Raw genomic sequence first — 17,750 nt, forward strand, 5'->3', positions numbered from 1 at the left:
GATGCGGGCCTTTTTATTGCACTGCGAGGCTCAGAACGCCTCCTCCTCCATCCCTGCACAGGTCATGTCGCGCGCCTTGACCACCTGTAGCCAGGCGCCGATGCGCGGCAACTCGTAATGGAAGAAGTAGCGCTGCGCCGCCATGCTGCCGCGATGAGCTGCAATTGCCAGATCCTTGTCCATGGCCAGAACGGCCAGCGCCACATCCAGCCAGATCCAGGCCAGCACCAGGTGACCGAAGGCCTGCATATAGGGCACGGCATTGGCCAGTGCCTCCTGCGGGTTGCCCGTGGCCCAGGCTGCCTTGGTGGTTGATCCAACATCGGCCAGCGCACGCGCCAGTTGATTGGCATAGCTGCCCAGCTTCTCATGCTGCATGGCCCGCTGAATGGTGGCATTGATGCGTGCAGCCAGCAGTTGCAGGCCCTTGCCGCCATCCATGACGACCTTGCGGCCCAGCAGATCCATGGCCTGTATGCCGTGCGTGCCCTCGTGAATCATGTTCAGGCGGTTGTCGCGCCAGTACTGCTCGACCGCGAAATCGCGCGTATAGCCATAGCCGCCATGGATCTGGATGGCCAGCGAATTGGCCTCCAGGCAGAACTCGCTGGGCCAGCTCTTGGCCACCGGCGTCAGCACCTCCAGCAGCAGCCTGGCTTCTGCCGCCTGCTGTGCTTCGCCCGTGTACTGCTCGTCCACCAATCTGGCGCACAGCAGGTTCAAGGCCAGCGCACCTTCGCAATAGGCCTTCTGCGCCAGCAGCATGCGCTTGACGTCGGCATGTTCGATGATGCGCGACTGCGGCCGGCTCGCATCCTTGCCGCCCTCGCCTATGGGCCTGCCCTGAGGACGGCTTTGCGCATATTCGAGACTGGCGTGATAGCCGGCCATGCCCAGCATGGAGGCCGCCATGCCGATGGAAATGCGCGCCTCGTTCATCATGTGGAACATGCATTTGAGGCCCTCGCCGGGCTTGCCGACCAGATAGCCGATCGCACCCGCGCCGCGGCCGTCCAGACCACCACCATGCTGACCGCGCACAGGGTATTTGCCTTCGCCGAAATTGAGCAAGGTATTGGTCGTTCCGCGCCAGCCCAGCTTGTGGTTGAGGCCTGCCAGGGCCACATCGTTGCGCTCGCCGGTCAGCCGGCCCTCGGCATCGACCAGCTTCTTGGGCACGATGAACAGCGAAATGCCCTTCACGCCGGGAATGGTCTTGCCATCGGCGCCCGGAATCTTGGCCAGCACCAGATGCACGATGTTCTCGGTCATTTCGTGGTCGCCCGAGCTGATCCACATCTTGTTGCCCTTGAGGCGATAGCGCGGCCCCAGCGCGTCACTCTCATGCTCGATGCCATCGGGCTCGGCGCGCGTGGCGATGTCCGACAGCGACGAGCCCGCCTGCGGCTCGGACAAGGCCATGGTGCCGGCCCAGCTGCCGTTGAACTCATTGGCGGCAAAGACTTTTTTCTGCCGCTCGCTGCCATGGGCCATGATGGCATTGGCATTGCCCGAGGTCAGCATGTTCGAGCCTATGCTGATCGAGGCCGCCGCGAAAAAGCAGTTGGCCGCCGCCTCCACGGTGTAGGGCAGCTGCATGCCGCCCATCTCGTAGTCCTGAGCCGCGCTGAGCATGCCCGATTCGGCATAGGCCTCGCGGGCTTCATAGGTGCATTGAGGCAGGATGACTTTTTCGCCATCGAACTGCGGCTCCTGCAGATCCACCGTGCGATTGAAGGGCGCGTATTTCTCGCGCGCGATACGCTCGCAGGTATCCATCACCGCATCGAAAGTATCACGCGAATGATCGGCAAAGCGGGGGCGGCTGGTCAGGCCTTCGGCCTGCAGCCAGTCGTAGAGCAGAAAGTCAATGGTGGAACGCAGGCGCATAGATTACCTATCAAAGCAGGCTTCATCGCTTATGGATAAAGCGCTTGAAGCTATCAATTTCATATATCCAGAGGAGAAAAAAGCCGCCTCCAGCCCCTACCCCAAGGTGACCAGAAGGCGGCTTGGCTGAAGCCCTGCTTACAGCACTTCAAACACGCCCGCTGCGCCCATACCGCCACCAATGCACATGGTCACGCAGACACGCTTGGCGCCGCGGCGCTTGCCTTCGATCAGTGCATGCCCCGTCAGGCGCTGGCCCGAGACACCATAGGGGTGGCCCACAGCAATCGCGCCGCCGTTGACGTTGAGCCTGTCGGCAGGAATGCCCAGCTTGTCGCGGCAGTAGATGACCTGCACGGCAAAGGCTTCGTTGAGCTCCCACAGGTCGATATCGTTGATCGACAGACCCAGCTTCTTGAGCACCTTGGGAATGGCGTAGATGGGGCCGATGCCCATTTCGTCGGGCTCGCAGCCGGCCACGGCAAAGCCCAGGAAACGGCCCAGGGGCTTGAGGCCCTTGCGCGAGGCATATTCCTCGCTGACCACGGCGCAGGCGCCGGCCCCGTCGGAGAACTGGCTCGCATTGCCGGCCGTGATCACCCCGCCGGGCAGCGCGCTGCGCAGACCGCTGATGCCTTCCTTGGTCGTACCCTCGCGAATGCCCTCATCCTTGCTGACGGTCACCTCCTTGGTGATCAGGCCGCGCACCTTGTCGGCCACGCCCATGACGGTCTTCATGGGAGCAATTTCCGCTTCGAACAGGCCGGCCGCCTGTGCCGCAGCCGCTTTCTGCTGGCTGGAGGCGCCGTACTCATCCTGGGCATCGCGACTGATGTTGTAACGCTTGGCCACCTGTTCGGCAGTCTGCAGCATGCTCCAGTAGATCTCGGGCTTCATGGCCGTCAGCTCGGGATCGAAGGCCATGTGCGGATTCAGGTGGGGCTGCACGCAGGAGATGCTCTCCAGACCGCCCGCCACCAGCACATCGTTCTCGCCCGCGATGATGCGCTGGGCAGCCAGCGCAATCGCCTGCAGACCCGAAGAGCAGAAGCGGTTGATGGTCAGACCCGATGTGGTGACCGGCAGACCTGCACGCATGGCAATCAGACGGGCGACGTTGCCGCCGGTCGTGCCTTCGGGCAGGGACATGCCCATGATCACGTCCTCGACCTCGGCACCCTCAATGCCGGCGCGCTCCACTGCGGCCTTGACGGCGTGGGCCCCCAGGGTGGGACCGTAAGTCATGTTGAAAGCGCCCTTCCAGCTCTTGGCCAGCGGAGTGCGCGCGGTAGAAACAATCACTGCGGATGTCATGTTCTGTCCTTTGATTCTGGGTGTTTCGTGGCAAATCGTCCGCGCCTAGCTGAACTGCTTGCCTTCGGCGGCCAGCTTGGCCAGCAGCGGTGCGGGCTGCCAGAACTTGGCATCGTCGTTGGGGTTCTTGGCAAAGCGACCCATCGCCTGAACCACGTTGAACAGGCCGACCTCGCCCGCATAGTGCATGGGGCCACCACGCCACAGCGGAAAGCCATAACCGGTCAGATACACCATGTCGATGTCGCCGGACTTGCTGGCAATGCCGTCTTCCAGAATCTGAGCGCCCTCGTTGACCAGCGCATAGACCAGGCGCTGCACGATTTCCTCGTCGGAGATCTTGCGCGGCGTGATACCCAGGCTCTTGCGGTGCTCGTCGATCATCTTGGCCACCACCTCCGAAGGGATGGCATCGCGCTTGCCGGGCACATAGTCATACCAGCCCGCACCAGTCTTCTGGCCGAAGCGACCCAGCTCGCACAGACGGTCCGCACTGGCGCTGTACTTCATATCGGGTTTTTCGACATAACGGCGCTTGCGGATGGCCCAACCGATGTCGTTGCCCGCCAGATCGCCCATGCGGAACGGGCCCATGGCAAAGCCGAACTTCTCGATGGCCTTGTCCACCTGCTGTGGCGATGCACCTTCGTCCAGCAGGAAGCCGGCCTGGCGCGAGTACTGCTCGATCATGCGGTTGCCGATGAAGCCGTCGCAGACGCCGGAGACCACGGCCGTCTTCTTGATCTTCTTGCCCACCTTCATCACCGTGGCCAGCACATCCTTGGCTGTGGCCTTGCCGCGCACCACTTCCAGCAGCTTCATCACATTGGCGGGACTGAAGAAATGCATGCCCACCACGTCTTGTGGACGCTTGGTGAAGGCGGCGATCTTGTCCACATCCAGGGTCGAAGTGTTGGATGCCAGAATCGCGCCGGGCTTGGCCACTTCATCGAGCTGCTTGAAGACCTGCTCCTTCACGCCCAGCTCCTCGAACACGGCCTCGATGATGAGGTCGGCATTCTTCAGATCGCCATAGTTAAGCGTGGTGGACAGCAGGCTCATGCGCTGCTCGTACTTCTGCTCGGAGAGCTTGCCCTTCTTGACCTGGGCTTCGTAGTTCTTGCGGATGGTCGCAACGCCGCGATCCAGGGCTTCCTGCTTGGTCTCCAGAATCGTGACGGGAATGCCCGCATTGAGGAAGTTCATGGAAATGCCGCCGCCCATGGTGCCGGCGCCGATCACGCCCACGGTGCGGATCTCGCGCACCGGTGTATCGCCGGGCACATCGGGGATCTTGGAGGCGGCACGCTCGGCCATGAACAGATGGCGCAGCGAACGCGACTCGGGCGTCATCATCAGCTGCATGAAGGCTTCACGCTCGGCCACCATGCCGTCGTCGAACTTCTTGGTCGTGGCGTTCTTGACGGCCTCAAGACAGCGCAGGGGCGCAGGGAAGTTCTTGGACATGCCCTGCACCATGGTGGCGGCGAACTCGAAATAGGCCTCGCCCTGGGGATGCTTGCAGGACAGGTCGCGCACACGCGGCAGCGGGCGGACATCGGCGACCTCCAGCGCCAAGGCCTTGGCCTCGGCCAGCAGCGTCTCGGCCGATGCAGACATCTTGTTGAACAGCTTCTGGCCGGGCAGCATGGCCAGCATTTCGCTCATCACGGTCTCGCCGCTGACAATCATATTGAGTGCGGCTTCCACACCCAGTACGCGAGGCAGGCGCTGGGTGCCGCCGGCGCCTGGCAGCAGGCCCAGCTTGACCTCGGGCAGCGCCACGGCCGTGCCGGGGGCGGCAATGCGGTAATGGCATCCCAGCGCCAGCTCCAGCCCGCCCCCCATGCAGACGCTGTGAATCGCGGCGATCACAGGCTTGGTCGACAGGTCCAGTTGCTGGATGACCGAAATCAGATGCGGCTCGCGGTAGGCATCTTCCTTGCCGAACTCTGTGATATCGGCTCCGCCCGAGAAGGCCTTGCCGGCGCCGGTAATGACGATGGCCTTGACGGCGTCATCCGCCAGAGCCTGGCGCAAACCCTCAACCACACCTCGTCTGGTGGCCAGACCCAGGCCGTTGACCGGCGGGTTGTTCAAGGTAATGACGGCGATGGCTCCGTCCACTTTGTATTCAGCAGTCATGCTGTTGTCCCCTGTTCAATAAATAGAAAAGAACGGTCGTGCGTTTTTATTTTCCGAATTTTGCTGCGTTGCGCAACTGATGCTTGTCCTGAGCGAGACAGCTCACAGAATGAGCACACCTCATATCAGAGACATCAAGCAAGGGCCTGGGCGGCCCCGCCGCCCCGCAGCCAGGATGTCGTCCCCCTCTCGCAAAGCGAGAGAGGGGGAAGCGGCAAAGCCGCTCAAGGCGGTGTATCAGCTCAAACCTCCAGCCACTCCTTGCGAACCTTTTCGTTCGCTCTGAGGGTTTCGGGAGTTCCGTCAAAAACAATATGCCCATGGCCCATGACCAGCGCCCGGTCCGAGATATTCATGGCGATGGTCAGCTTTTGCTCGATCAGCAGCACGGACACGCCGCGATCCTTGATCTTCTTGAGGTATTCGCCCACCAGCTCCACGATCTTGGGTGCCAGCCCTTCCGTGGGTTCGTCGATGATGATGAGATCCGGGTCGCCCATCAGCGTGCGGCAGAGTGTGAGCATCTGCTGCTCGCCGCCCGACATCACGCCGGCCTCGGTGTGCTGACGCTCCTTGAGGCGGGGAAACATGGCATACATGTCGTCAAAACCCCAGCGACTGCCTTTGCCCTTGCCTTTCTGCCCCAGCATCAGGTTCTGATGTACGGTCAGATTGGGGAACACATCGCGGCTCTCCGGCACATAGCCAATACCCAGATGGGCCACCTCATAGGCTTTCTTGCCATGCAGGTTCTTGCCTTTCCAGTCCAGTGCCCCCTCCCAGTGCACCAGTCCCATGATGGCCTTGGCTGTGGTGGAGCGGCCCGAGCCGTTACGCCCCAGCAAGGCCACGATCTCGCCAGCATGGACCTCGAAGTCCACGCCATGCAGCACATGGCTTTTGCCGTAGTAGGCATGCAAATCGTTGATCTTCAGCATCTCAATGCGCTCCTGCCTGTTGGTCTGCGACGGAAGATCCCAGATATGCTTCTTGCACTCTGGCGTTGGCACGCACGGCTTCAGGCGTGTCATAGGCGATGACCTCGCCGTAGACCACCACGGCAATCTTGTCCGCCAGCCCGAAGACCACGCCCATATCGTGCTCCACGGTCAGCAGCGTCTTGCCTTCGGTAACCTTCTTGATCAGCTGTATGAAATGCGCGGTTTCGCTGTTGCTCATGCCGGCCGTGGGTTCGTCGAGCAAGATGACGCTGGCACCGCCGCCGATGGTGATGCCGATCTCCAGCGCACGCTGCTCGGCATAGGTCAGGTTCACCGCGAGCGTGTCGCGCTTGCGGTGCAGACCGATCATCTCCATCAGCTCGTTGGCGCGTTCGTTGGCATCGTGCAGATTGGAGAGAAAACGCCAGAAGCTATAGCGGTAGCCCAGACTCCAGAGCACGCTGCAGCGCAGGTTTTCAAACACCGAAAGCTTGGGGAAGATATTCGTGATCTGAAAGCTGCGCGACAGCCCCATGCGGTTGATCTCGAACGGCTTTTTGCCGTTGATGCGCTGGCCGTGCAACAGCACCTCGCCGCTGCTGGGCTCGAAACGGCCGCTGATCAGATTGAACAGAGTGCTCTTGCCAGCACCGTTGGGGCCGATGATGGCAATACGTTCGCCGGCATTGACTGCCAGGTTGGCGCCGCGAATGATCTCGGTCTTGCCGAAGCTCTTGCGCAGATCGCGCAGCTCCAGTGCATGGCCTGACTGCTGCGCCGCTTGCGCAGCCGGTTGATGGATGGCGATGCTGGACATGGTTCAGCCCTCCCCTTTCTTGATGCTTTCTTCAATCGCTTCCTGTATGCGACCCCAGCGACGGGCCGTCAGGCGGCGCACGCCCTCCAGCAGGCCCAGGCCCACCACGAACACCACAATCGCCACGGTCCAGGTGGAGGCTGCGCTAGTGTCCAGCTCGGCGCCCATGAAGGGCACCTTGGGGCCCAGCGCCGCATTGAGCTGCATGTGATAGATCATCTCGATCAGCGACGCGGCACCTACCACCGTCACGATGCCGGCCGCCAGAATGCCCAGATAGGGCATGAGCAGGCGCTTGAAATGACCGAACTTGGCTACGCGCAGATTCATCATGATCAGGCTGGCCACACCGCCGGGCGCGTACATGACCATGAGCAGGAACACCAGGCCCAGGTACAGCAGCCAGGCCTTGGTCAGCTCGGACAGCAGCACCGAAGCCAGCACCAGCAGCACCGCACCGATGATGGGGCCGAAGAAGAAGGTGGCGCCGCCCAGGAAGGTGAACAGCAGATAGCCGCCCGAGCGCACCACGCTGACACTGTCCATGGCCGTGATGATCTCGAAATTGATGGCCGTCAGCCCGCCACCGATACCCGCAAAAAAGCCTGCAATGATGAAGGCGAAGTAGCGCACGCGCTGGGTGTTGTAGCCCACAAATTCCACACGCTCCGGGTTGTCGCGCACGGCATTCAGCATGCGCCCCAGCGGCGTGCCGGTGAAGGCAAACATGGCAGCAGTGCAGACAAAGCAATACACGGCAATCAGGTAGTAAACCTGCAGGCCGGAGCCGAAATCCAGCCCGAAAAACTTGCTGTAGACCCGGTCCGTGGTGATACCGCCCTCGCCGCCGAAGAACTCGGGAAACATCAGCGCCATGGAGGCCACCAGCTCTCCTAGACCCATGGTGATCATGGCAAAGGTGGTGCCCGATTTCTTGGTCGTCACATAGCCGAAGAGCGCAGCGAAGAACATGCCCGCCAGGCCACCCACCACGGGAATCAGCACCAGCGGAATTGCCATCTCGCCTGCAGCAGCCTTGTTCATGGCATGAATGGCCAGAAACGAGCCCAGGCCAGTATAGACCGCATGCCCGAAGCTCAGCATGCCGCCCTGCCCCAGCAGGATGTTGTAGGACAGACAGATGATGATCAGATAGCCGATCTGGCTGAGCATGGTCAGCGCCAGCGAGCTGGTGAAGATCAGCGGTGCCACGATCAGCGCCAGCGCAAACAGGCCCCAGATCAGAATTCGCCCTATGTTCAAGGGCTTGAAGCGGTAATGCGCCTGAGCCCGAGCTTTGTCGGCAGCAGAAGAATTCATGGATGTTTTTGCAATCGAAGACATGGCTCAATCCCCTCTGGTACCCAGCAAGCCCTTGGGGCGGAAGATCAGAATCAGCACCAGGAACAGGTAAGGCAGGATGGGCGCAACCTGCGACAGCGTCAGCCGCAGCACGGGCCAGCCGAAGGTGGATTCATTGACCTGATGCCCCATGGAGGCGAACAGGCCGGCCAGCGACCAGTCCAGCGCCACGGCAAAGGTCTGCACCACGCCGATCAGCAGCGAAGCCACGAAAGCCCCCGCCAGCGAGCCCATGCCGCCCACCACCACCACCACGAAAATGATGGAGCCCACGGAGGCCGCCATGGCGGGCTCGGTCACATAGGTGTTGCCGCCAATCACGCCGGCCAGACCGGCCAGCGCGCAGCCGCCGCCAAACACCAGCATGAACACGCGCGGCACGTTGTGGCCCAACGCCTCCACCATTTCCGGGTTCTTGAGCGCGGCCTGAATCACCAGGCCGATGCGCGTACGCGTCAGCAGCAGCCAGACGGCCACCAGCATCAGCAGCGCCACCAGCATCACAAAGGAACGCGACTTGGGGAACTGTGTGCCATACAAGGTAAACAGCGGCCCCTGCAGCGCCGATGGCAGCGCATAAGGCACTGTGCCGCGCCCCCAGACGAGCTGCACCACTTCCAGAATCAGATAGGACAGGCCAAAAGTCACCAGCAGCTCGGGCACATGGCCGTATTTGTGCACGCGGCGCAGGCTGTAGCGCTCGAACAGCGCTCCCAGCACGCCCACCAGCACCGGGCTGAAAAAGAGCGCGGGCCAGAACCCGATGATGCCGCTAAGCGTGTACGCGAAATACGCGCCCAGCATGTAGAAACTGGTGTGAGCGAAATTAAGCACGCCCATCATGCTGAAGATCAGCGTCAGGCCTGAGCTGAGCATGAAAAGCAACAGCCCGTAGCTCACTCCGTTGAGCATCGATATGGTGAAAAATTCAGGCGTCATCGACTTGCCTTGTTCTCATTAGCAAAAAGACCGCTGCAGCACTGCACCTGTTATGCGCTCTTGTGGGTGCGGATGCTGCAGCACGAGGGAGAGTGAGAATATGCGAGCCTGACTCAGGACGGACGCTTCATCTGGCAGCTGGTGGGCGTGCTGGCCACATAGGGCTCGTAGTACTTCACGGGGGCGAAGGTGTAGCCGGTGTTTTCCGCGTCATAGGGGAACTTGCCGCCCGCCTTCTGCCACTTCGAGATGTACAGGCCCTGTTGCAGCTGGTGGTCACTCTTGCGCATCTCGACATCGCCGTTGAAGCTTTTGAGCTTCATGCCCTCAAGCACCGCCGCAACCTTGACCGGGTCGGTGGATCCCGTCTTGACAAAGGCCGCATCCAGCAAGGCGAATACATGGTAGATCGAGCTTTGCGTCAGGTCGTCATTGAACTTCTTCTTGAAGCTGTCCATGCTGGCCTGAATCGGCGCGCCCATGTTGTAGTGCCCGTAGGTCACGGTATAGACCTTGCCGTCGGAGGCCGCGCCCATGGCTGTGGGAGCGCCGGCGCCAAACGCGTAATAGGTATAGAACTTGACGTTGTTCAGGCCCGCGTCGTTGGCAGCCTTGAGCAGCAGCGACAGATCCGCGCCCCAGTTGCCGGTGATTACCGTATCGGCTCCCGACTGCTTGATCTTGGCCACATAGGGCGCGAAGTCGCGTACCTGGGCCAGCGGAGAGAAGTCATCGCCCACGATCTGCACATCGGGACGCTTTCTCTTGAGCAGGTCCTTGGCGAACTTGGACACCTGCTGACCATGCCCGTAGTTCTGGTTGATCAGATAGACCTTCTTGACCTCGGCATCGTCCTTCATGAAGGTGGTCAGCGCCTCCATCTTCATGGAGGTATCGGCATCGAGTCGGAAATGCCAGTAGCTGCACTTGCTGTTGGTCAGGTCGGGATCCACGGCCGCGTAGTTGAGATAGAGCAGCTCCTTGCCCTTGTTGCGCGCATTGTGCTTTTCCAGCGCATCCATGATCGCCAGCGCCGGGCCCGAGCCATTGCCCTGCGTCACATAGCGCACGCCCTGATCCATGGCCGAGCGCAGCGCGGCCGTGGTCTCCTGCGGGCTGAGCTTGTTGTCCAGCGCCACGATCTCGAACTTCACGCCCGAGGCATTTTTCTTGTTGAACTCCTCCGCCAGCAACTGAAAGGTCTTGAGCTGATTCGTTCCCACGGCAGCCATCAGACCCGACAAGGGATCAATCCAGGCGACCTTGACGGTTTCGCCCTTCTGAGCCCAGGCTCCACCTGCACTCACTGCCATGGCCGAGACGGCCACTGCTCGCATAACCCATTTCATACTTGTCTCCTTTCACCATTTTTGCTAGCGACTGACGCCAATCTACCGGCCGGTAGACTTTTTCCCGCTGGGGAAAGCCTTAGGAACTATCACGCATGCGACTTGCCGGGCCGATTCGCGGCAGTTGGCGACACTTGCGCGACAGCTGATCGCACTTGCAGACGAATGAAACCCGAGATCAAAAAAGGGCGCCACCTGGGCGCCCCGAAATCCGCTTCTCTCGCATCGCCTCAGGAGGGACGCTTCATCTGGCAGCTGGTGGGAGTGCTGGCCACATAGGGTTCGAAGTACTTCACGGGTGCAAAGGTATAGCCCGTGTTCTCGGAGTCCATGGGGTATTTGCCGCCGGCCTTTTCCCAGCGCGCGATGTACAGACCCTGCTGCAGCTGGTGGTCGCTCTTGCGCATCTCGACTTCGCCGTTGTAGTTCTGGAACTTCATGCCCTCCATGGTCGCCGCGACCTTTACGGGATCGGTGGTCTTGGCCTTGGCAAAAGCCTGATCGAGCATGTTCAGCCCCGTGTACACGGTGCCGGTGTACATATCCTCGTTGACCTTGGCCTTGAAGCCCTTGACGATCTTGTCCATGGTGCCGGGCATGTTCAGGTGGCCGTAGCCCACCATATAGACCTTGCCCGCCGCCGCCGCCCCCATGGCCGTGGGCGCGCCCGTGGCAATGCCGTAATAGGTGTAGAACTTGACGTTGTTCAGACCTGCATCGTTGGCGGCCTTGATGAGCAGCGCCAGGTCCGAGCCCCAGTTGCCGGTGATCACCGTATCGGCGCCCGACTGCTTGATCTTGGCCACATAGGGCGCGAAGTCTCGCACCTGGGCCAGCGGAGAGAAGTCATCACCCACGATTTCCACATCGGGGCGCTTGCGCTTGAGCATCTCCTTGGCGAACTTGGACACCTGCTGGCCATGCGAGTAGTTCTGGTTGATCAGATAGACCTTCTTGACCTCTGGCACGTCCTTCATATACGTGGTCAAGGCCTCCATCTTCATGGAGGTATCGGCATCGAGGCGGAAATGCCAGTAGCTGCACTTGCTGTTGGTCAGGTCCGGGTCCACCGCCGCATAGTTGAGGAACACGACCTCCTTGCCCTTGTTGCGCGCATTGTGCTTTTCCAGCGCATCCATGATGGCCAGCGCCGGTCCCGAGCCGTTGCCCTGGAACACATAGCGCACGCCCTGGTCCATGGCCGAACGCAGCGCGGCCGTGGTCTCCTGCGGGCTGAGCTTGTTGTCGATGCCGATGATCTCGAACTTCACCCCCGAAGCATTGCCCTTGTTGAGTTCCTCTGCCACGTACTGCAGGCTTTTGAGCTGGTTGGAACCCAGCGCTGCCATCAGGCCCGAGAGCGGGTCAATCCAGGCGACCTTGACGGTCTCTCCCTTCTGGGCCATCGCACTCCCCGCGCACGCCAGGATCACCGATGCTGTCAAAGCCTTGATTGCAAACTTCATAGAGCGTCTCCGTTGGTGTTTATGAGCGACGCCCAGACTAAAGGGCAAGCCAGCGCCTGCGGCCTGGGGGTTGCCCTAGCGCATATCACTTTGGCGACTGCAGGGTTTACCTCAGGCCGAAGCTCCCAAAACAATAGCTGCTGGCGCCCGCCTATAAAAGTGCAGAGACTTATCTGATTCAGCGACCTAGAGCGGCAACTGGCTTTCCGTCAGCGGCAGGCCGCTGGAGCTGGTCAGCACCTGCGGCTCCGGCAGTTCCCTATCCTCCAGATGCGGACCTATATCGCGCATCAACTCGTCGAAACTCAGCCTGCCGGCCTTGACCTTGGCCAGCAGTTCGACCACTCCGGGCAATTGATCAAAGCGTGCTCCTGCAATCAGCGCCAGACACAGATAGTTGAGCAGGTCGCGCGTACCAGCAAGCCCATGGCGGCGCGCAAACTCCAGTTGCTGACGCGCAAACCAATGCATTGCCAGCGGCGGCAATCTGTCGCGCAGATGGACCTGGTTCAGATTCAGGTAATAGATCAGCAGATCGGGCACATTGCCCTTTACCAGCGCATCGACCTGAGCGGTGCCGAGCTGAAGCGGCAGGGGCGCCGCAGGCCCGGAAAGATCAGCCACCGCATATTCATGCAACCGGCCCGATCGGCTCCAGCACCACCAGTATGCAACCGGACCCAGCAAGGCCAGGCACTGAGCGGGGCGCAGCACGGGTTCGATGCCGGTTTGCGTGTCCGGATCGCTTTGCCCAAGCAAGGCCGCCAGCACGGCAGGGTCCCAGAAGGCAAGATAGCTGCCGTCGCCGCCAGGCAATCTTGGATCCATGGCCAGGCGCAGATGGGCCAGCAGCACCGGCATCTCGCACTCGCTTGCCAGCAAGCTGGCACAAGGGCTGGCCTGCACCACATTGAGCACGGCATCGAGAAAATTCTGCTGTGGCGTTTTCAAGGCCTGAGCAGTGCTGCCAAGGTGTACCAACCAGGGACTGAGCTTGCCCTCCTTGCTCGCGCGCGTGAAAGCAAACAAGGCCTCGGCACCGCTTTCCGGCACCTGTGCCAACAAGTCCTGGTTCTGCGCCGCATCCAGCAACAGATACAGCTGCAAGGGCTTGCCTGTTGGCTTGCCGGTCGAATTGAGCTGCGACCAGCGCAGAGGCCAGCTCTTGCGTGCAGGCCTTGTTTGCGGCCACAGCGGCCCGGCGCTCATGGCAACTCCTTGTTCACAAAGGCCGAGCGCTGCTGTGCCCGGCGTGCCAGACATTCCAGACACACATTGCGCGGCGCAGCCGGGGCGACAGTCTCTGGCCCGCAGGCTGCTGCAGGCAGACTCCATGCCCCCAGCCCGCCCAGCAAGGCGGCTCCGAGAAGCTGGCGTCGCGGCAAATCGTGGGCACGACCACCATCCGATATCAAGGGTGGCGAGCAGTCGCAAAAACCGGGAGCTGAAGGCATGGATGTCAACCAATGGCGCCAGAAAAGGCACAGGCAAAAAAGCCATCATCTCACGATGATGGCTTTGCTCCGGCCAGGCCGGGGAACGTTCAGACCGCCGTGGGCAGCTGGTAGTCCTTGAGTTCCTCGCGCAGACGGGTCTTGAGCATCTTGCCTGTGGCACCGATTGGAATAGCGTCCACAAACACCACATCATCGGGAATCTGCCACTTGGCTGTCTTGCCCTCATAGAACTTCAGCAACTCCTCGCGCGTGATTTCCGCGCCGGGCTTCTTGACCACGGCCACGATGGGGCGCTCGTCCCACTTGGGATGCGGCATGCCTATGCAGGCCGCCATGGCCACGGCCGGGTTGGCCATGGCGATGTTTTCAATATCGATGGAGCTGATCCATTCGCCGCCGGACTTGATCACATCCTTGCTGCGGTCGGTGATCTGCATATAGCCATCGGGGTCTATCGTCGCCACATCCCCCGTCGGGAACCAACCGTGGCCGTCAGCCCCGCGCACCAGGGGGTTGCCGCTGCCTTTGTAATAGCTGTCGATGATCCAGGGGCCGCGCACCAGCAGGTCGCCATAGCTCTTGCCATCCCAGGGCTGTTCGTCACCGGCGTCGTTGACGATCTTCATCTCCACACCATAGATCGCGCGCCCCTGCTTCTGCCGGATCTTCATCTGCTCTTCCTTGGGCAGTTCCAGATGCTTGTTCTTGAGCGTGCACAGCGTGCCCAGCGGGCTCATCTCCGTCATGCCCCATGCGTGCAGCACCTCCACGCCGTAGTCGTCCTGGAAGGCGGTGATCATGGCGGGCGGGCAGGCGGAGCCGCCGATCACCGTGCGATTGAGCTTGGAAAAACGCAGGCCGCCCGGCTTCATATAGCCGAGCAGCATCTGCCAGACGGTGGGTACGCCAGCAGCAAAGGTCACGCCTTCCGACTCGATCAGCTCGTAGACCGACTTCCCATCGAGCGCCGGGCCCGGAAAGACCATCTTGCAGCCCGTGAGCGCCGCCGAATATGGCAAGCCCCAGGCATTGACGTGGAACATGGGGACCACGGGCAGCACCGAATCACGGGCCGACAGGCACATCACATCGGGCAGCGCTGCGGCATAGGCGTGCAGCGTGCTGGAGCGGTGGCTGTAGAGCACGGCCTTGGGGTTGCCCGTCGTACCGCTGGTGTAGCACATGCTGGATGCGGTGTTCTCGTCGAACTGCGGCCAGCGGTATTGATCGGACTGGCCCGCAATCCAGCTCTCGTAGCTGATGAGGCCTGGAATGCCGCTGTCTGCCGGCAGCCGGTCTGCATCGCAGAGCACCACCCATTGCTGCACCTGCGGGCATTTGGCATGCACGGCCTGGATGATGGGCAAAAAGGTCAGGTCAAAGCACAGCACCTTGTCTTCGGCGTGATTGACGATCCATGCGACCTGCTCGGGATGCAGGCGCGGGTTGATGGTGTGCAACACCCGGCCCGAGCCGCTGACGCCAAAATACATCTCCATGTGGCGATAGCCATTCCAAGCCAGGCTGGCCACGCGCTCGCCCGGCACCAGGCCCATGGCATCGAGCTTGTTGGCAAGCTGACGCGAGCGCGCCGCCAGATCCTTGTAGGTATAGCGGTGGATATCGCCTTCCACACGGCGGGAGACTATCTCTCCATCGGCATGGTTGCGCGCGGCAAACTCGATCAGGGAAGAAATCAACAGCGGCTGGCTTTGCATCAGACCCAACATTGGCAGTCTCCTGGATATCGTTGTGATGATCGGGAAGCATCCTAGCGCGGGCTTCCAGGCCGTCATCTGAGGACTGTCACCAATGCGTAACCTTGGCGACCTTTGTCTGCATCCTCCCTCTGAACGATGTGCGCGCACTCAGGGAAAAACCTAGGCTGCTCTCCAACGGAAACCGGCTCAACAACCCTGCAAACCCTGTCCTTGATGCTGCTCAAGCACAATGATTGCATGAGCGAATCCCCTGCCCCGCAATGGCGCAAGCCCGGCCGCTTCGAAGCTCTGGGCCCGGCTTTTTTCACCTATCTCCAACCCACGCCCGTGCCAGAGCCGCACTGGATTGCCGCCAGCGTCAGCACGGCCCGCTGGATGGGTCTGAACACCGAGTGGCTGCACAGCGCCGAAGCGCTGCAAATCCTCAGCGGCAATGCCGTCTCCGGCCATGGCAAAGGCGGCAGCAAGCCGCTGGCCACTGTCTATAGCGGTCACCAGTTCGGCGTCTGGGCCGGCCAGCTTGGCGATGGCCGTGCCATCCTGTTGGGCGAGACTGAGCAGGGCTTTGAAGTCCAGCTCAAGGGCGCTGGCCGCACCCCCTATTCACGCATGGGCGACGGCCGGGCCGTTCTGCGCTCGTCGATTCGCGAATTTCTCTGCAGCGAAGCCATGGCAGCCCTGGGCATTCCCACCACGCGAGCGCTGGCGCTGACGGGCTCGCCCCTGCCCGTGGCGCGCGAGACCATGGAAACTGCCGCCGTCGTGACCCGTGTGGCCGAAAGCTTCATCCGCTTCGGCCATTTCGAGCATTTCGCCGCGCGCGACATGCAGACCGAACTTAAAGCCCTGGCCGATCTGGTCATAGACCAGCATTACCCGGAATGCCGCACGGCCGTTGCACTGAACGGCAATCCCTATGCCAATTTTCTGCAGGCCGTGAGCGAGCGCACTGCCCGGCTGATGGCCCAGTGGCAAGGCGTGGGCTTTTGCCATGGTGTGATGAATACCGACAATATGAGCATTCTGGGCCTGACCATCGACTACGGCCCCTTCCAGTTTCTCGATGCCTTCGACCCCGGCCATATCTGCAACCACAGCGACAGCCAGGGCCGCTATGCCTTTAACCGCCAGCCCCAGGTGGCCTACTGGAATCTCTACTGCCTGGGCCAGGCCTTGCTGCCGCTGATCGGCGACGAAGAGCTGACGATTGCTGCGCTGGAGTCCTACAAGACCGTCTTCCCCGCCGCCTATGCGCGCCAGATGCTGGCCAAGCTGGGCCTGCCCGAAAACGAGGCCGGCACGCCTGCCACCGAAGGCCGCTTTGCGCAGTTGGTCAACCCGCTGCTGCAGATCCTGGCCGACAGCAAGGTGGACTACACCATCTTTTTCAGCCGCCTGACCGATGCTGTTGCACAAAGGCAGGAAACGAAAATCGACTTTGAGCCACTGCGTGACATCATTCTTGACCGGGCCAGCTTTGATGCCTGGTCACTCACTTATTCAGAGCAGCTGGCGCAAGTGGACAAAGCACAGACCGTCGATTTGATGCAAAAATCCAATCCGCGCTTTGTGCTGCGCAACCATCTGGGCGAAACCGTGATTCGCGCCGCCCAGGCCGGTGACTTTGCGCCTGTGCAGCAGATGCTGGCCGTGTTGCAGACGCCTTATGACTCGCACCCGGACCACGCCGACTGGGCCGGCTTCCCGCCCGACTGGGCTTCCTCGATTGAAATAAGCTGTTCATCATGAGCTTTCCTGTCCAGAAATCCGACCAAGAATGGCAAGCCCTGTTGCAGGACAAGGGCGCCGAAGCTGCGGCCTTCCAGGTCACACGCCACGCAGCCACCGAGCGACCTTTCACCGGCAAATACGAGCAGTTCTGGGCCGATGGCAGCTACCACTGCATCTGCTGCGGCAACAAGCTGTTCGACTCCCATACCAAGTTTGACGCCGGCTGCGGCTGGCCCAGCTTTGACCAGGCCCTGCCCGGTGCCATCACCAATATCGTGGACCGCAGCCATGGCATGGTGCGCACCGAGACGGTATGCAGCAACTGCGGGGCCCATCTGGGCCATGTCTTTCCCGACGGCCCCACCGACACCGGCCTGCGCTACTGCATGAACTCGGCCTCGCTGGATTTCCAGAACGAGCCCCCAAAATAAGAGCTGGCAAGGCTTGAGCAGCAAGGGCCGCGCGGCTTCGGACCGGGCTCACTGCGCCGGCCTTGCACATCAGCTTTGATAGCTGAATCCGTCCGGCGTACAAGGCTTTGCCCACGGTAAGACCCGCGCTTTGGTGCATGATGCGACTTTGCTCGCAGCACCGGGAACCTTGTCGGTACTGCACAGT

At 61.3% G+C, this 17,750-nt stretch carries 14 protein-coding genes; 2 read left to right on the forward strand and 12 right to left on the reverse strand.

What is annotated here, in order from left to right; all coding sequences use genetic code 11:
- Positions 1–30: 30 nt before the first annotated feature.
- The 12 genes from FSY45_RS08350 to FSY45_RS08405 form a co-directional block, all read right to left on the reverse strand.
- Positions 31–1,890, reverse strand: a complete 1,860-nt coding sequence (locus FSY45_RS08350) for an acyl-CoA dehydrogenase (RefSeq protein WP_046460819.1) — start codon at positions 1,888–1,890, stop codon at positions 31–33.
- A 138-nt stretch (positions 1,891–2,028) separates the two neighbouring features.
- Positions 2,029–3,204 carry an acetyl-CoA C-acyltransferase gene (locus FSY45_RS08355; protein WP_003069486.1) on the reverse strand — a complete coding sequence of 392 codons (1,176 nt, stop codon included), beginning with the start codon at positions 3,202–3,204 and terminating at the stop codon, positions 2,029–2,031.
- A gap of 45 nt (positions 3,205–3,249) precedes the next feature.
- Positions 3,250–5,349, reverse strand: coding sequence for a 3-hydroxyacyl-CoA dehydrogenase NAD-binding domain-containing protein (locus tag FSY45_RS08360; RefSeq protein ID WP_046460818.1), 2,100 nt, complete (start codon positions 5,347–5,349; stop codon positions 3,250–3,252).
- A 242-nt stretch (positions 5,350–5,591) separates the two neighbouring features.
- Positions 5,592–6,287, reverse strand: a complete 696-nt coding sequence (locus FSY45_RS08365) for an ABC transporter ATP-binding protein (RefSeq protein ID WP_003069489.1) — start codon at positions 6,285–6,287, stop codon at positions 5,592–5,594.
- Position 6,288: 1 nt separating this feature from the next.
- Positions 6,289–7,107 (reverse strand): ABC transporter ATP-binding protein, encoded by an 819-nt coding sequence (locus FSY45_RS08370; RefSeq protein ID WP_046460817.1) that lies wholly within the window; start codon positions 7,105–7,107, stop codon positions 6,289–6,291.
- A 3-nt stretch (positions 7,108–7,110) separates the two neighbouring features.
- Positions 7,111–8,451 (reverse strand): branched-chain amino acid ABC transporter permease, encoded by a 1,341-nt coding sequence (locus FSY45_RS08375; RefSeq protein WP_034363099.1) that lies wholly within the window; start codon positions 8,449–8,451, stop codon positions 7,111–7,113.
- A 3-nt stretch (positions 8,452–8,454) separates the two neighbouring features.
- On the reverse strand, positions 8,455–9,408 hold the full coding sequence (locus FSY45_RS08380; protein WP_003069495.1) for a branched-chain amino acid ABC transporter permease: 954 nt from the start codon (positions 9,406–9,408) through the stop codon (positions 8,455–8,457).
- A 113-nt stretch (positions 9,409–9,521) separates the two neighbouring features.
- Positions 9,522–10,757 (reverse strand): branched-chain amino acid ABC transporter substrate-binding protein, encoded by a 1,236-nt coding sequence (locus FSY45_RS08385; RefSeq protein WP_034349325.1) that lies wholly within the window; start codon positions 10,755–10,757, stop codon positions 9,522–9,524.
- A 230-nt stretch (positions 10,758–10,987) separates the two neighbouring features.
- The gene (locus tag FSY45_RS08390; RefSeq protein WP_046460816.1) at positions 10,988–12,223 is read right to left on the reverse strand and encodes a branched-chain amino acid ABC transporter substrate-binding protein; all 1,236 of its coding nucleotides are present in this window, start codon (positions 12,221–12,223) and stop codon (positions 10,988–10,990) included.
- A gap of 186 nt (positions 12,224–12,409) precedes the next feature.
- Complete coding sequence (locus tag FSY45_RS08395) at positions 12,410–13,432, reverse strand: DUF4123 domain-containing protein (protein ID WP_046460815.1); 1,023 nt, start codon at positions 13,430–13,432, stop codon at positions 12,410–12,412.
- Positions 13,429–13,677 (reverse strand): hypothetical protein, encoded by a 249-nt coding sequence (locus FSY45_RS08400; RefSeq protein WP_123975007.1) that lies wholly within the window; start codon positions 13,675–13,677, stop codon positions 13,429–13,431. The genes FSY45_RS08395 and FSY45_RS08400 overlap by 4 nt, the downstream gene beginning before the upstream one ends.
- An 89-nt stretch (positions 13,678–13,766) precedes the next feature.
- Positions 13,767–15,410 carry a 3-(methylthio)propionyl-CoA ligase gene (locus FSY45_RS08405; RefSeq protein WP_046460814.1) on the reverse strand — a complete coding sequence of 548 codons (1,644 nt, stop codon included), beginning with the start codon at positions 15,408–15,410 and terminating at the stop codon, positions 13,767–13,769.
- Positions 15,411–15,614: 204 nt separating this feature from the next.
- Between FSY45_RS08405 and FSY45_RS08410 the strand changes: the two genes are divergently transcribed.
- Both FSY45_RS08410 and msrB read left to right on the forward strand, forming a co-directional pair.
- A complete protein-coding gene (locus FSY45_RS08410; protein ID WP_122975072.1) occupies positions 15,615–17,150 on the forward strand; it encodes a YdiU family protein in 1,536 nt (511 codons plus the stop codon).
- Positions 17,147–17,563, forward strand: a complete 417-nt coding sequence (msrB, locus tag FSY45_RS08415) for a peptide-methionine (R)-S-oxide reductase MsrB (RefSeq protein ID WP_012838923.1) — start codon at positions 17,147–17,149, stop codon at positions 17,561–17,563. The genes FSY45_RS08410 and msrB overlap by 4 nt, the downstream gene beginning before the upstream one ends.
- The last annotated feature ends 187 nt before the right edge of the window (positions 17,564–17,750 follow it).

This window comes from Comamonas sp. Z1, assembly GCF_008121555.1.
In the GTDB taxonomy this organism is placed as follows: Bacteria; Pseudomonadota; Gammaproteobacteria; order Burkholderiales; family Burkholderiaceae_C; genus Comamonas; species Comamonas thiooxydans.

Coding starts and splice junctions, on each gene's coding strand:
- FSY45_RS08350 (WP_046460819.1), bottom strand. CDS start 1,890: ATGCGCCTGCGTTCCACCATTGACTTTCTGCTCTACGACTGGCTGCAG.
- FSY45_RS08355 (WP_003069486.1), bottom strand. CDS start 3,204: ATGACATCCGCAGTGATTGTTTCTACCGCGCGCACTCCGCTGGCCAAG.
- FSY45_RS08360 (WP_046460818.1), bottom strand. CDS start 5,349: ATGACTGCTGAATACAAAGTGGACGGAGCCATCGCCGTCATTACCTTG.
- FSY45_RS08365 (WP_003069489.1), bottom strand. CDS start 6,287: ATGCTGAAGATCAACGATTTGCATGCCTACTACGGCAAAAGCCATGTG.
- FSY45_RS08370 (WP_046460817.1), bottom strand. CDS start 7,107: ATGTCCAGCATCGCCATCCATCAACCGGCTGCGCAAGCGGCGCAGCAG.
- FSY45_RS08375 (WP_034363099.1), bottom strand. CDS start 8,451: ATGTCTTCGATTGCAAAAACATCCATGAATTCTTCTGCTGCCGACAAA.
- FSY45_RS08380 (WP_003069495.1), bottom strand. CDS start 9,408: ATGACGCCTGAATTTTTCACCATATCGATGCTCAACGGAGTGAGCTAC.
- FSY45_RS08385 (WP_034349325.1), bottom strand. CDS start 10,757: ATGAAATGGGTTATGCGAGCAGTGGCCGTCTCGGCCATGGCAGTGAGT.
- FSY45_RS08390 (WP_046460816.1), bottom strand. CDS start 12,223: ATGAAGTTTGCAATCAAGGCTTTGACAGCATCGGTGATCCTGGCGTGC.
- FSY45_RS08395 (WP_046460815.1), bottom strand. CDS start 13,432: ATGAGCGCCGGGCCGCTGTGGCCGCAAACAAGGCCTGCACGCAAGAGC.
- FSY45_RS08400 (WP_123975007.1), bottom strand. CDS start 13,677: ATGCCTTCAGCTCCCGGTTTTTGCGACTGCTCGCCACCCTTGATATCG.
- FSY45_RS08405 (WP_046460814.1), bottom strand. CDS start 15,410: ATGTTGGGTCTGATGCAAAGCCAGCCGCTGTTGATTTCTTCCCTGATC.
- FSY45_RS08410 (WP_122975072.1), top strand. CDS start 15,615: ATGCTGCTCAAGCACAATGATTGCATGAGCGAATCCCCTGCCCCGCAA.
- msrB (WP_012838923.1), top strand. CDS start 17,147: ATGAGCTTTCCTGTCCAGAAATCCGACCAAGAATGGCAAGCCCTGTTG.